Origin of the sequence: Streptomyces sp. W16 (assembly GCF_033194735.1) — a bacterium.
Classification (GTDB): domain Bacteria; phylum Actinomycetota; class Actinomycetes; order Streptomycetales; family Streptomycetaceae; genus Streptomyces.
Map to the genome: position 1 here is coordinate 1 of NZ_JAWOAI010000267.1, position 13,514 is coordinate 13,514.

The 13,514-nt window shown below is 71.7% G+C and carries 9 protein-coding genes and 1 pseudogene; 2 read left to right on the forward strand and 8 right to left on the reverse strand.

Annotated elements, in window-relative coordinates; all coding sequences use genetic code 11:
• Positions 1 to 2,627: pseudogene (locus tag R6V09_RS30305) on the reverse strand (NEW3 domain-containing protein); the annotation flags it as partial.
• A gap of 132 nt (positions 2,628 to 2,759) precedes the next feature.
• Positions 2,760 to 3,644, reverse strand: coding sequence for a MurR/RpiR family transcriptional regulator (locus R6V09_RS30310; protein ID WP_019071388.1), 885 nt, complete (start codon positions 3,642 to 3,644; stop codon positions 2,760 to 2,762).
• 118 nt (positions 3,645 to 3,762) lie between these two features.
• On the opposite strand from R6V09_RS30310, the gene R6V09_RS30315 reads away from it, so the two are divergent.
• Together R6V09_RS30315 and R6V09_RS30320 are read left to right on the forward strand one after the other, a co-directional pair.
• On the forward strand, positions 3,763 to 4,527 hold the full coding sequence (locus tag R6V09_RS30315; RefSeq protein WP_317884641.1) for an SIS domain-containing protein: 765 nt from the start codon (positions 3,763 to 3,765) through the stop codon (positions 4,525 to 4,527).
• A 170-nt stretch (positions 4,528 to 4,697) separates the two neighbouring features.
• Positions 4,698 to 4,943, forward strand: coding sequence for a hypothetical protein (locus tag R6V09_RS30320; protein WP_317884642.1), 246 nt, complete (start codon positions 4,698 to 4,700; stop codon positions 4,941 to 4,943).
• A gap of 8 nt (positions 4,944 to 4,951) precedes the next feature.
• Here the strand turns inward: R6V09_RS30320 and R6V09_RS30325 are convergent, their stop codons facing one another.
• The 6 genes from R6V09_RS30325 to R6V09_RS30350 form a co-directional block, all read right to left on the reverse strand.
• On the reverse strand, positions 4,952 to 6,034 hold the full coding sequence (locus tag R6V09_RS30325) for a class I SAM-dependent methyltransferase (protein ID WP_317884643.1): 1,083 nt from the start codon (positions 6,032 to 6,034) through the stop codon (positions 4,952 to 4,954).
• Positions 6,031 to 7,230 carry a glycosyltransferase gene (locus R6V09_RS30330; RefSeq protein WP_317884644.1) on the reverse strand — a complete coding sequence of 400 codons (1,200 nt, stop codon included), beginning with the start codon at positions 7,228 to 7,230 and terminating at the stop codon, positions 6,031 to 6,033. Before R6V09_RS30330 ends, R6V09_RS30325 begins: the two co-directional genes overlap by 4 nt.
• Entirely contained in the window at positions 7,227 to 8,039 is an 813-nt protein-coding gene (locus tag R6V09_RS30335) for an alpha/beta fold hydrolase (RefSeq protein ID WP_317884645.1), read from the reverse strand. Before R6V09_RS30335 ends, R6V09_RS30330 begins: the two co-directional genes overlap by 4 nt.
• 3 nt (positions 8,040 to 8,042) lie before the next feature.
• Entirely contained in the window at positions 8,043 to 8,345 is a 303-nt protein-coding gene (locus R6V09_RS30340) for an acyl carrier protein (RefSeq protein ID WP_317884646.1), read from the reverse strand.
• Entirely contained in the window at positions 8,342 to 12,814 is a 4,473-nt protein-coding gene (locus R6V09_RS30345) for a beta-ketoacyl synthase N-terminal-like domain-containing protein (RefSeq protein WP_317884647.1), read from the reverse strand. Before R6V09_RS30345 ends, R6V09_RS30340 begins: the two co-directional genes overlap by 4 nt.
• Before the next feature lies 1 nt (position 12,815).
• Positions 12,816 to 13,514 (reverse strand): SDR family oxidoreductase (locus R6V09_RS30350; RefSeq protein ID WP_317884648.1); only part of this gene is annotated, 699 nt, incomplete at its 5' end.

Below are 13,514 nucleotides of genomic sequence, written 5' to 3' on the forward strand. Positions count from 1 at the left end.
CGCAGCTCGCGTCCGGCGGCCGGATCCCAGCCCAGGGCCTCGGCGACCACCGAGTTGCGCTCGGGCGCGCCCACCGCGATCCGGAAGTCCGGGAGATTGGAGTCGACTTCGAGATCGCCGTAGCGCGGGCCGCCGGCGATCGTCGAGGTCGCGGTGACCCCGACGCGGACCAGCGCAGCGGCGAGCGGGGCACCGAGTTCACCGGCCTCGTCCCAGTCGGCGTAGACGAGTTCGGCGACACCGATCGACCGGTGGCCGAGCAGCCGGCCCGACTCGTCGTGCACCGCGACCCGCGCGGTGGAGCCGAGCCCGAACCAGGTGTTCGCCGGATTGTCGAGCGTCCACGGGAACTCCTCGCTGTCCACCTCCACGAACCCGAATCCGCGCCCGATCACCGCGTCCGCCACCTCGTGCACCGGCAGTCCGCCGGTCACGTCGGACGGCCAGCGCACCCGGATCAGCCGGTCGGCGCCGTCGTAGCCGTCGATCGTGGTCGTCACTTCGAGGCGCGGCACGCCGGTCCACAGGGTCAGCCGCTGCGTGTACCGGAACAGTCCGAGGTCGGCGCTGACGGTGATCCGTGAACCGGCTGGGGAGTGCTGGACATCGATGTCGGCGGTGACGTCCCGGCTGCGGGCGGCGGTGGTTCCGGTCGGGGTGAGATGCCAGGGGCCCTCGCCGAAGCGCGGGTGCCGCGCGTACTCCTCCTGTACGACGAGTTCGTTGCCGATGTCACCGGCGCGCAGCAACTCCCGTCCGCCATCGGCGAGTTCGCGCAGGCTGCTGACGACGCCGCCTCGTGCGGGGTCGACCGTCACCTCGTAGAACTCGTTGCGGATGGTGAGGCCTTCGCCGGGCGACCACCCGGGTATCGAACCCTCGGCGAGCGGGAGGGCCTTCAGGCCCATGCCGGGCACTTCCGGTACGACGAGGCGGAGTTGGTCGCCCTCGCGTACGGCGGGGAGTGGCAGGCCGGTGTCGTCGAGCGGGACCAGGCCGGGGTCGTCGACGGTCAGCACGTCCCGGCGCTCCCAGGTCGCCGCGTTGAACACCACCAAGTCGGCCCCGGCACCCGGTAGTTGGGCGACCCTGGCGGCTATCGCGTCCGTCGCGTCGGCGTGCACCGTCTCCGCCAGGTCGTACAGCTCGCGCCAGCCGGTCATCAGGTCGATATACACCTGGTCCGACTCCGAGCCGGTGATCGCGTCGTGGTGGGCGCCGTAGATCAGCTGCCGCCAGGCCTTGTCCAACGCGGCGTCCGGATAAGGGTGTTGGGCGACGAGCGAGGCAAGGGTCGCCCAGGCCTCGGCGTCGGCGAGGAGGGTCTCGCCGTGGCGCTGGGCCTGCTTGGTGTCGATGTAGGAGACGTCCTTGCCGGTGTAGACCGGGTTCATGTCCCGGGTCTGCGGGGAGGCCTTGCGGCCCTCCTGGTCCAACTCGGCGCGGACGGCGGCGAAGAAGTCGCGGGGGATTCCGCTGACGAAGCGCGGCCAGACGTAACGGGCGTTCCAGTCGCGGTGGATGTCCATCACCCAGCGGCACGGCGGCGCGTAGTCACCGCCGACCGGGAGCAGCACATTGCGGGTGAGCGCGACCTTCTTCAGGCCCCGGAACAGTTTCAACGCCGCCGCTTCGGCCTCGGGGAGCGTGGGCGCGTTGTCGATGGCCCAGCCGGCGCCGTAGTGGTTGACCATGTAGGCGGTGAGCAGTCCGCGCCCGGAGGGGGCGATCCAGCTGAACTCGGCCGGGAACTGCATGCGTTGGGGATCGCGCGGCTCCTCGCCGAACACGGACAGCGTCGGCCCCCACTGGTGGAACGGCCCGCGCGCCCACGAACTGGAGGACACTCCCGCGTCCGCCATGAGCCCGGGGAACTGCGGGTCGTGCCCGAACGCGTCGAGCTGCCAGGCGGTTTCGGGACTCGCGCCGAGGATGCCGCGCTGGAAGCCGTCCCCGTACAGGGCGTTGCGCACGGTCGCCTCGGCGCCGGTGAGGTTGGTGTTCGGCTCGTTGTACGTGCCGCCCATGATCTCGACCCGGCCGGTGCGGATCAGTTCGCGGAGGAAGCCGCGTTCCTCGGGGAAGGCGTCCCAGTACGGCTTGAGGTAGTCGACCTCGGCCAGCACGAAGGTGTACGCCGGGTCGCGGCGGGCCAGGTCGCAGTGGGCGCGGACGAGGCTCATGCCGGACTGGCCGCGGGAGTCGAAGGTGCGGGCCGGGAGGCCGGTCGTGGCCGGGTCGTCGGCGACGTCCCAGGTCTCGGTGTAGGCGCCCTGGGTGTTCCACCAGACGGGGTCGTAGTGGAAGTGGCTGACCATGAACATGGTCCAGCCGGGTTCGGCGGCCGTGAACTCGGAGCTGTACGTGGCCAGTTGGCCGCCGTCGGCCGCCGTCACCTCGATCGCGCACCGCTCGCCGGGCGCGAGGTCTGAGGTCACGGGTATCTCGGCGTGCGCGGTGCCGTCCTCGCCCACGATCGTCTCCGCGCTGCCGTGCAGATCGGGGCCCTCGACCGTGAGGCGGACCGTCCGGCCGGGGACATGGGCGAGTTCGGCGGTCACCACCTGGAGCGGATGCTCGGCGGTGCCGACGAACAGCTCGGTCGACAGAGCAGCGGTGACGCGCATGGGTCTCCTACCAGAGGCTCGGCGGAGCGCCCATCCTGACACCGCGAAGATGATTCAAACAACCATCTGCGCGTAACTTCGGTGGTTCATCCATGCAGACTCGGCCGAGATCGCGACCGGTCCGGGTTCAGATCACCGGCCCCTGCGGGCCTTCACCGTGTGCTCCCCGGCGATGTGGTCGGTCAGGGCCAGCGAGGCGCTCGCGCGCTGGTAGGAGAGCTGCGCGATACGGACGTAGAGGCAGTCGATGAGGACCAGCACGGAGTGGCGGGCGCCGATGATGCCGGTGGGGAAACTGGTCGCCGAGGACGAGGAGATGAGCCGGATGTCGGCGGCGCGGGCGAGCGGGGAGCGCGGGTCGGAGGTGAGGGCGACGGTGGTGGCGCCGCGTTCCTTGGCCAGCTCGAACGGTTCGATGGTCTCGCGGGTCGAACCGGAGTGGGAGATGCCGATGGCCACGTCCGCCGGGGTGAGCAGGGCCGCGGAGGTGGCGGCGGCGTGCACCTCGGTCCAGCCGCGCACCGCGCAGCCGATGCGGAACAGCCGGGTCTCGGTCTCCTGGGCGACCGCCCCACTGCCGCCGATGCCGTAGACGTCGATGCGCCGGGCGCGGGCCGCGGCGGTGGCCGCGCGCTCCACCGCGTCGAGGTCGATACGGTCGATGGTCTGCTGCACCGCGCGCAGGTCCGCGCTGCCCACGACCTGCACGACCCGCTCCAGATCGTCGTCCGGGGAGATGTCCGGGCCGATCTCTGCGGTGCCCCAGTCGGACACCTCGCCGCGCCCGCGCTCCTGGGCCAGTTCGATCAGCAGATGCTGGTACGAGTCGAGGCCCACCGCGCGGCAGAACCGGGTCACCGTCGCCTGCGAGGTGCCGGTGCGGCGGCCCAGCTCGGCGGCCGAGCAGTGGGTGACGGCGGCCGGATCCTCCAGGATCAGCTCGCCGACCTTCCTCAATGAGCCGGCCAGCCGGGGCAGCTCCGTACGGATGAGGGTGGTGACGTCTGTCGGGGGCATGTGGAGAAGGTATCAGCCACCCCAGAGGCCATCGATTGAATACCAGGACCGTGTGTGATTTATTGATTCATTGATCGGGAAAGAACAGGTGGTTTGATCCACCGGTGGGGAGTGTCGCGTGTCCGCCGAGTCCGTGAGCGCCGAGATCTTCGCGCGCGAGAGCCTGGCCGTTCTCCAGCACATCACCGAATCCAGCCGCGAGACCGTGTCCCGCGCCGCCGAACTGATCGCGGACTGCGTCCGCACGGACGGCGTCATCCAGGCCTTCGGCACCGGCCACTCCCAGGCCATGGTCCTCGAACTCGCGGGCAGAGCCGGGGGTTTGGTGCCCACCAACCGCCTGAGCATCGCCGACCTGGTCCTCTACGGCGGCGACGCCCCGAGCGTTCTCGACGATCCGCTGCTGGAGCGGCAGGCCGGAGTCGCCGACCGGCTCTACGACTTGGCCGAACCCCGCCCGCAGGACCTGTTCGTCATCATCTCCAACTCCGGTGTCAACAAGGTGATCGTGGAAATGGCCCTGCGGGTGAAGGAGCGCGGCCACCGCCTCCTCGCCATTACCTCGCTCGCCCACACCCACGCCGTACCCGCCGGTCACCCCAGCGGCAAAAAGCTCGTCGACCTCGCGGACGTCGTCCTCGACAACGCGGCCCCGCGCGGCGACGCGCTCCTCGAACTCCCGGGCGGGGGTGCCGTTTGCGCCCTGTCCACACTCACCGGCGCGATGCTCGTCCAGCTGACGGTCGCGGAGGCGGCGGCCCAGCTCCTCGCCTCGGGGGACCGGCCGCCCGTGTACGTCTCGGCCAATGTGCCGGGCGGCTTCGAGGGCAACCTGGAGCTGGAGAAGCGGTACGAGGGGCGGATCCGCCGTACCGCGAGCTGAACCGTCGTACCGGCGAGGACGAGCGGCCGGAGCCCCCGGAACCGGGCCGCGACCGCTCGTCGTCACCTGCGCTGTACTCGTCGGGAGTCAGACCGGAATTGTTGGAATCACCGGGTGATGCTAGGCGCGGTGAATGCATCATTCAATGGGGGCCAGCCGGTAGTCGGTCCGTGCGGAGCACCGTCGGGCCCTCCGTCGTGCAGGTCCAGGTCGACTCGGACACGGCCCGCGAGCGCGTGCGCGTCCGCGGCTGTGCCCGGGACCTGTCCAAGCTTGCCGACTGGGACACGTTCTGGAAGGCGGCCGAGGCCAACGAGTGCCGCTGGAGCGACGGCCGCCGGCTGGTCTTCGACAACCGGGCCGACGGCATCACGGCGGACGAGGTCGCCCGCGCGCTGGAGAGCCTGACTGCATAGGAGACGGCTCAGTCGCGCCGCGCCACCAGCCGATAGGCGTTGGACACCCCCAGCCGGTGCGACAGCCGCTTCACCACGAACCGGTCCAGGAGCGTGCCCAGGACCAGTGCCGGGATCCCCGCGATCAGGACCGCCGCGCGGAGCGTGCGGGCCAGGCCGGTCGGGGGTTTCGGCAGCCACGGGAGGTTGTCGCGGGGGGCAGCCGTGTCCAGGGCCAGCCAGGTGCCGGCGAGGAGGTCGACCGGGTCGTGCGGCTCCGCGTGCTGTTCCGCGACGACCGTGAAGCCGAGGTCCGTGAGGCGGGCGCGCAGGTTCTGGACCGGGATGAAGTGCAGGTGCTGGGGCTGGAGCCACGGCAGCCACCAGCGGCCCAGCAGGCGGGAGTATCGGCTGTCCGGGTCCGGCACCTCGATCAGCAGGTGGCCACCGGGACGCACGGCCTGGTGTGCCGCCGCCAGTTCGCGCTCGGGCTCCGTGCTGTGCTCCAGGTAGTGGAACATGCTGACGACGTCGTAGTGGCCCGCGAGATTCGGGGCCAGCTCCGGGAAGCTGCCGCGGTAGCCGCGCTCCACCCGCCCCGCCTGCTCGGCGAGTTCGGCGCCGTCCGTGAAGTCGAGGCCGTCGAAGGTGGTGCCGGGGTACACGGTGCGGGCCGACTCGCAGAAGTGGCCGTGACCGGTGCCGACGTCCAGCCAGTTCTTGGGAGTCGGTGCGTGCGGAAGCAGTGACTGCGCACGCTGCTCGTACATCTTGGTGCGGGCCGCGAACGTGTTGCCCAACTGCTTCTCGCCCAGGCCGTCGTAGAAGTCCCGGTAGTAGAACTCCAGCCCCGCCGGGCTCAGTCGGGGATTCTGGAACGTGTGCCGGCAGTCCTCGCAACGGTCCAGGACGAACGTGCCCGGCTTGTGCTGGATCAGGTCCCTCGTGCGCAACCGGGTCCGCAGACGGGACGAGTCGCACCAGGGGCAGGTCTCGCGCCTGGGCTCGAAGAAGCGGTCCAGGCCCTCGGCCAAGTCGGCCTGGTAGGTGGGCCGTAGGGCTGCCACCTGGTCGTTGCGGCTCGGCGGCTTGGGGTCGTCCTCGTTGCTCACGGGGTCTCCTTCGGGGACGCGCCGGTGGCCAGCAGTTCCAGATGGGTGGCCGCCGCGCGGCTGCCTCCGGCCGCGCGGAACGCCGTCCGGATACGGCCGGCCGCGGCGCGGAAGTCGGGTTCGTGGAGTACGGCGTCGATCGCCGCGCCCAGCTTCGGTGCGGTGACCCGGCCGAAGCGGACCCGGATGCCCGCACCCGCGCCGGTGACCTGCCCGGCGATCACCGGCTGGTCGTCGCGGATGGGCGCCACGACGAGGGGGACGCCGTGCCACAGCGCCTCGCACACCGTGTTGTGCCCGGCGTGCGAGACCACCGCGTCCGCCCTTTCCAGCAGCGGGAGTTGAGGGATCGAGGGGAGGACCAGGAGGTCCTTGTCCTGGCCGTCGGACGGCCCCAGCGCGCCGCCCGGATCCGCGATCACCGCCTGCACACGGTCCGTTCGGGCCCGCAGGGCCGTCACGCACTCGGTGAGGAAACGGGCGCCCACATCGGTGTTGGCGGTGCCGAGACTGACCAGGACCAGGGAGCGGGCCGGGTCCAGCCAGTCCCAGGGGAAGTCCGGCGCGGCCGGGCGGGGCGCGATCGACGGGCCGACCCAGCGGATCTGCTCACCCTGCCGCGCCTCGGGGCCGACGAGCTCCGGGGTGCTGAACGCGAGGACGAGATGCGGTGAGAAGCGCGGGTCGGCGGTGCCGGACGGATCGCCGAGGCCGGTGCGGAGCCGGTGCAGCAACTCGTCGAGCCAGAGGGCGACTTTGGGCATGCCCGCGAAGACGTCGGTGAACTCGGCCGAGGTGGTGGCCGAGGTTGCCCACGGCACTCCGAGGCGTTCCGCCACCAGGCCGCCGGCCAGGGCCTGTTGGTCGGCGACGATCGCGTCGGGACGGAACTCCTCGACGGCGGCGGTGACTCCGGGCGCCATCTGTTCGGCCAGCGGCGCGAGGAAGGCCTCCCACAGGAACTTCAGCGCCTCGGGGCCACGGATGTCCGGCGGCCGTACGCCCTCGCCCGTGCCCGGCACCGGTCCGGCGCACGGGAACACCCGCGCCGACTCTCCCGCGAGCCGTCGCACGAGCGCGGGGTCGGCGCAGACCCACGCCAACTCGTGGCCACGCGCGGCGAGTTCGGCCGCCACGCCCGTCGCCGGGTTGATGTGGCCGACGAGCGGCGGTACGACGAAGAGGAACCGGCTCACCGGACGCCCGCCGTGGGCGCGTTCGCCTCTTGGATCAGGGAGAGGATGTGCCCGCCGACCGTGCCCGCCGCCTCCACCAGCACCGAGTGCTCGTGGCCGGGGACGACGACGGTCCGGCAGTCCGGCAGCACGGACTCCAGCCAGGGGGCGAGCAGAGCGAGATCCGAGTCGCCGCCGTAGACGCCGAGCACCGGGCAGCGCACCGCCCGGATCTGATCCTCCGTCAAAACCCCGCTGGCCGGGATGTCCTGGGAGAGGGAGGTCTCCCGGGCCAGCCGGGCCGCGCCCCTCGCGAGGCGGGCGGTGTTGTGGCCGCGGTTCGCGCTGATCCAGGCGATCGCGTCGTCCTCGTTGTGCGCCAGCTCGTGCAGCACACGGTCCAGGATGCCGCGGAGCTTCGGCGCCCAGGCGTCGGTCGCCGGTTCCGACTCGATGAGGGAGACACTGGCGGCCCGCTCCGGATGGCGGGCCGCGTAGCCGAACGCGACTGTCCCACCGTAGGAGTTGCCGACCAGATGGACCGGGCCGGTCACCTCCAGGCGGTCGAGCAGCGCCTCCAGGTCGTCGATGTTGTCGTCCAGGGTGTAGCCGGTCGCCGGACGTCCGCTGCGGCCGTGCCCGCGCAGGTCGTACATGACGACGTCGATGCCGGCCAGCGCGAACGGCGGGGCGATGGTGAAGTAGTAGCTGGCCAGGCTGTCGGTGAGCAGACCGTGCACGAGCACCGCCGTCGCCGTGGGGCGGCGGCCCTCGGGCGGGCTCATTCGCTGTACGTGCAGCCGGAGTTGACCGGTGTCGACCATCGCCATGGCTCAGCCCGCCTCGGCTGCCTTGAGGCTCTGCACGACGTACTCGACGAGCCGGCCGACGGTGAGTTCGATGATCTCGTCGAACTCCATCCCGGCCAGGAACTCGGCGAAGTTGACCTTCGTGCCGTAGTGCTCCTGGAGCAGCCCGGCCAGGGTCACCAGGTCGATGCTCTCCAGCTCCAGGTCGCGGTTGAAGGTCGTCGTCATGGTGATCTCGGCGTCGTCGACGCCGTACTCGTCCTCCAGGAGGGCGGTCAGCATGCCGGTGAGGTCGGCGAGGACGGTGTCCTCGGTGGTGGGGGTCATCGGTCGTACTCCTCTTCGTGCGCGGGTCCCGTCGTCCAGGCCACGACATAGGTCCTGTCCGGCAGATTGGGGGGATTGCCGGCCGGCTCGCAGTGCACGGCGTAGGCGCGTTCCAGCCGCCCGGACACCAACAGCCGTGATCCGGAGACCACTTGGAAGACGGCGAAGTCGCGCGGCCGGCCACCGAAGCCGGTGCCCTCCGCCTTGGCGACCGCCTCCTTCGCCGCCCAGAAGCGGGTGAACCACAGCGCCTCCGACTCGCCGGACGCGGCCGACTCGGCGCGCAGGAGCGCGAGTTCCTCCTCGCCGAGAGCGGTGGCGAGGGTGGCGGGGTCGCGTTCGACGACCTCCTCGATGTCGATTCCGGGGCCGGGCCCGGGAACATGCGGTCGTACGATCGCGACGGCGGCCTCGGCGGCGTGGGCCAGCGAGACGTCCAGCGGGGGCAGGGTGCGGCCGTGCAGGCCGGTGACGTACGGGCGGCCCGATTCGTCGTTGTGGACCCGGATCTCGGCCGGGAAGACGGGCCCCTCGCCCTGGCTCCACAGCCACTGCCGTACCGCGTCCTTCAACGCGATCCGGCCCAGCAGCCACTGCCGGCGACCGCGCGGCGGATGCTCCGCGTACTGCGAACGCTCCACGCTGCTCAGGGAGTTGCGCATGATGAGGTCGCGGGAGGCGAGGTCGGGCCAGCGCTCGTTCAGCAGGGTCCGGCCGCCGGGGCGGGCCTCGGAGAGCGTGTTGCGCTCGGGGAAGCGCTCCACCGGTTTGGTCTGCGGGTCGTTGTCGAAGCGCCGGTCCTGCCAGCCGGTCAGCTCCGCCCACACCTCTCCGTCGACCGTGAGCTGTACGTCGGCTTCGAGCGCGGTGTCGGTGAGCGAGGTGATCCGCACCAGGCACTCCACCTCCGTCCCGGGGCGCGGATGGGGGCCGTAGAAGCGCATCTCGCGCATGCCGACCGGGAAGACGACGGTGCGTTCGGTGCGGGTCGCCATGATCCAGTAGCCCAGGATCTGGCCCACGTTGTCGAGCAGGGAGCCCGGGGCGGGCGGTGTGGTGATCACGCCGCGTACATGGCGGTCGCCGATCGCGGTGAGCTCGGTGACGCCCTGGAACGCCGGGCCGTGGAACATCCAGCGCTCGTCGTAGAGATGGGACGCGGTGTGGTCGGGGACGCGTTCGGTGGTCGGGTCCAGGCGGCGGTGGGGCGGGGGCGACGGGGCGTGGACCGGGGCCAGTTCGACCACACCGCGGGCGTGCGGGCCGAAGGAGACGGCGAGGCGGCCCGGGGCCTCGGTGACCACTCGCACCGGTACGTCGACCGACGGCGTCGCCGTCAGCCAGCGGTCGAACCGCGCGTCGTGTACAGCGACCGCCCGCATGCCAGGCGCGGTCCGCTCGGCCGCTTCGATGATGTGCTGCACGATCGTGGTGGCCGGGACCACCGGCCAACGGTCCGCCACATCGGGCCAGTTGGGACGCTGCGGGAAGAAGCAGTGGTCCATGAGATAGGGCATGGACTCGGGGGAGACATGGACCGTTGTCTGCCATTCCCGGGGCGGAGCGGGTGGCTGCCGGGGTGGAGCGGGGATGGTCGCCACGGCCCGGCGGCTGCCCGCGCCGAGGAGTTGGGCGGCCGTGTCGGCGGTTTCCCGCATCAGCGCGTGCAGTTCGGCGGCTGCCGGGAAGCGGTCGGTGAGCGCGTCCAAGGGGGAGGACGCCGTGGTGTTCGGGAGGGGGGCGCGCAGTTCCGCCCGCAGTTTCACCAGGCTCGGGGCGTCGAGCGAGACGAGTGCCCCGTTCAGGTCGAGCCGTACCGGAGACCGTTCCTGTCGGCGAGCCGGTTTCTGCGGGGCCAGTGTCAACGGATCCACTGTTGCGCCCGCCGCCCACAACGCCACCGCCACCCGCCGGAGTTGGGCGAGACCGGAGCGGTGGGGCGAGTTGGCGGCGACGACCAGGTGGTCGCGTCCGCTGAGCGTGGCGTCGACGAGGGAACCGAGTTGGCCGGTGCCGACCTGGACGAACGCGCGATGACCCGCGGCGTACATGGCCTCGACTAGCTGCCGGAAACGCACGGGCTCCAGCAGATGCCGGATGAAGAGCTCGCGGACCGCCTTCTCCTCCGAGGGATACGGCGAGGCGGTCGTCCCCGACCACAGGGGGACCGTCGGCGAATGCAGCCGGAAGCGGTTCGTGGCCTCCTCGATCGGCGCGAGGTAGGGCCGCAACATCGGTGTGTGGAAGCCGGATTGGAACGGCAGCACCTGGCTCAGGACACCCTGCGCACGGAAGGACCGCACGAACGCGTCCACCGCTTGGTCCGGCCCGCACACCATCGACTGGCCCGGCGCGTTGTCGTGGGAGAGGACGATCCCGGAGTCCGGCCACTCGGCGGCGAGGGCCGACAGCACGCGCTCGGCAGGGGCCCCGATCGCGCCGAAGGCCAGCCCCGGCACCGTCACCGAGTCCGGGTCGAACGACTCCATGAAGTCGCTCACCTCGTCCGGCGAATACACCCCGGCGGCCGTCATCGCCGTCCACTCGCCGACACTGTGCCCGGCGACCGCGTCCGGCACGACACCCATCCGGCGCAGCGCGGCGTCCAACAGCCGCCCGACACCGACCACATCGAAGCCGTGGCGGCCGACATCCCCCACCTGTGCGGGAGTTGAGGACCTGTTCTCGCGCAGTCCGAAGTGCGCGGCGACGTCCTCGACCCGGGGCGCGAAGTCGCCCTCCAGGCCCGGGAAGACGAACGCCAGCCTGCCCGCGCCGGGCCCGATCAGTGGGCTCGGCGTGAACCACACATCGCTGCGGCCCTGCCACGCCCGCCCTTTGGCGACCGCCCTGCGGGCCAGCGCCAGCCGCTTGGCGTCCGGGGCGACGATGCCGAGCCGGGAGCGGCCGGACAGGGGAGTGGTTGTCGCTGTGGCTGTGGCCAGCAGCGCGGAGTCGTCCGCGTCCAGCAGTGCGGCGAGCGCCTCGGGGCTGTCGGCGGCGAGCGTCAGCACGCGTTCCGGCTCGTCGACGACCACCGTCGCCGAACGTGACGCGCGCGCCCCCGGCGCCTCCTCCAGCACGACATGCGCGTTGATGCCGCCGAACCCGAACGCGTTCACCGCCGCCCGCCGCACCGGCTGTTCCGGCGTCGTCTCCCAGGGCGCCGCCTTCTCCAGCGGACGGAACCGGGTGGCCGCGAGCGCCGGATGCGGGTCGTCGCAGTGCAGGGTCGGCAGCAGCGTCCCGTGGTGGACGGCGAGGGCGGCCTTGACCAGACCGGCCACTCCGGCGGCGGGCATCGTGTGACCGATCATCGACTTCACGGAGCCGATGACCGCATCACCGTCTGGTCCGAACACCTCGGCCAGCGTGGCCAGTTCGGCCCCGTCACCGGCGGGCGTCGCCGTGCCGTGCGCCTCCAGCAGGCCGATCGAACCGGGCAGCGCCGGATCCAGCCCCGCCGCCTCCCAGGCCTGTCGTACGGCGTGGGTCTGGCCCGTCGAGTCCGGGTTGACGAGACTCGCGGCACGGCCGTCGCTGGACACACCGGTGCCCCGGATGACGGCGTAGATCCGGTCGCCGTCGCGTTCGGCGTCGGCGAGGCGCTTGAGGACGACGACCCCCGTGCCCTCGCCGATCAGGATGCCGTCGGCGTCCCGGTGGAAGGGGCGGATCCGCTGGCTCGGGGAGAGGGCGCGCAGCTGGGAGAACACGCTCCACAGCGTGATGTCGTGGCAGTGGTGGACGCCCCCGGCGAGCATCAAGTCACAGCGCCCGGCGGCGAGTTCGGTCACCGCCTGGTCGACGGCGATCAGCGAGGACGCGCAGGCCGCGTCCACCGTGTACGCCGGGCCGCGCAGGTCGAGGCGGTTGGCGACCCGGGACGCCGCGAGGTTCGGCACCAGGCCGATGACCGACTCGGGACTGTCGGGGCCGAGCCGGTCGGTGAACGCCGTGCGGATCCGGTCGAGTTGACCGGCGTCCAGGTCGGGCAGCAACTCGCCCAGCGTGCGGACGAGTTGGCCCGCCGTACGGACCCGCTGGTCGAGGCGGACCAGGCCGGGGGTGAGATAGCCGCCCCGGCCGAGCACCACGCCGACGCGATGCCGGTCGGGCAGCCGGGACTCCCCGCCCGCGTCGGCGAGGGCGGCGGCGGCCACATGGAGGGCGATGAGCTGGTCGGGTTCGGTGCCGGGCACCGAGTTCGGCATGATGCCGAACCGGGTGACCTCCACCTCGGCCAGCGAGTCGACGAACCCGCCGCGCCGGCAGTACACCTGGTCGGCCACGGCCGGACCGCTCGCGGAGTCCGGCCGGTAGTAGTCCGCGTCCCAGCGCCCCTCCGGCACTTCGCTGATGGCATCGGTGCCTGCGAGCAGATTCCGCCAGTACGCGTCGAGGTCGGCGGCGCCGGGCAACAGCACCGCCATTCCCACGATGGCGACCGGCACTTGACGGTCGGTCATGTCACCAGCCCGAAGCGGTGTAGACGACGGCTCCGGCCGACTCGTCGCCGAAGGCGAGCTCGCGCAGCAGGGCCGCGGTGCCCTCCTCGGGATCGATCAGCGAGATACCGCGCCGCGCGTACTCGCGTCCCAACTCCGGTGTGACCATGCCGTGGTGACCGCCGGTGGGCGCCCACGGACCCCAGTGCACGGTCAGCGCCCGGTGCCCGGTACGCGCGGACCAGGTCGTACCGAGGCTTTCCAGGGCGTCGTTGGCCGCCGCGTAGTCGACCTGCCCGCGGTTGCCGAGCACGGCCGAGATGGAGCCGAACAGGACGGCGAAAGCAGGGCCGTTGGGCAGCTCCTCCAGCGCCGACAGCAGTGTCTCGGCGCCGTGCGTCTTCGTGCCGTAGACCCGCTGGAAGGACTCGGTGGTCTTCTCGGCGATGAGCCGGTCCTCGATGACCCCGGCCGCGTAGACGACACCGTCGAGGCGGCCGTGTTCGGCGTGGATCTCCTTGACCGCCTGGAGCGCCGCGTCCGGTTCGCGGAAGTCGACGGAGTGGTAGCGGGCCTGGCTGCCGAGGGCCGCGAGTTCGTCCAGGGTCGCGGTGATCTCCCGCTGGGCGAGCAGGAGTTCGGCGGTGCGGTTGATCTCGGCCGGCGAGCGTCCGCCCCGGCCCGCGAGGGCCGCCCGCAATTCGGCCGGGGTGCGGGCACC

Coding starts and splice junctions, on each gene's coding strand:
- R6V09_RS30345 (WP_317884647.1), bottom strand. CDS start 12,814: ATGACCGACCGTCAAGTGCCGGTCGCCATCGTGGGAATGGCGGTGCTG.
- R6V09_RS30340 (WP_317884646.1), bottom strand. CDS start 8,345: ATGACCCCCACCACCGAGGACACCGTCCTCGCCGACCTCACCGGCATG.
- R6V09_RS30310 (WP_019071388.1), bottom strand. CDS start 3,644: ATGCCCCCGACAGACGTCACCACCCTCATCCGTACGGAGCTGCCCCGG.
- R6V09_RS30335 (WP_317884645.1), bottom strand. CDS start 8,039: ATGGCGATGGTCGACACCGGTCAACTCCGGCTGCACGTACAGCGAATG.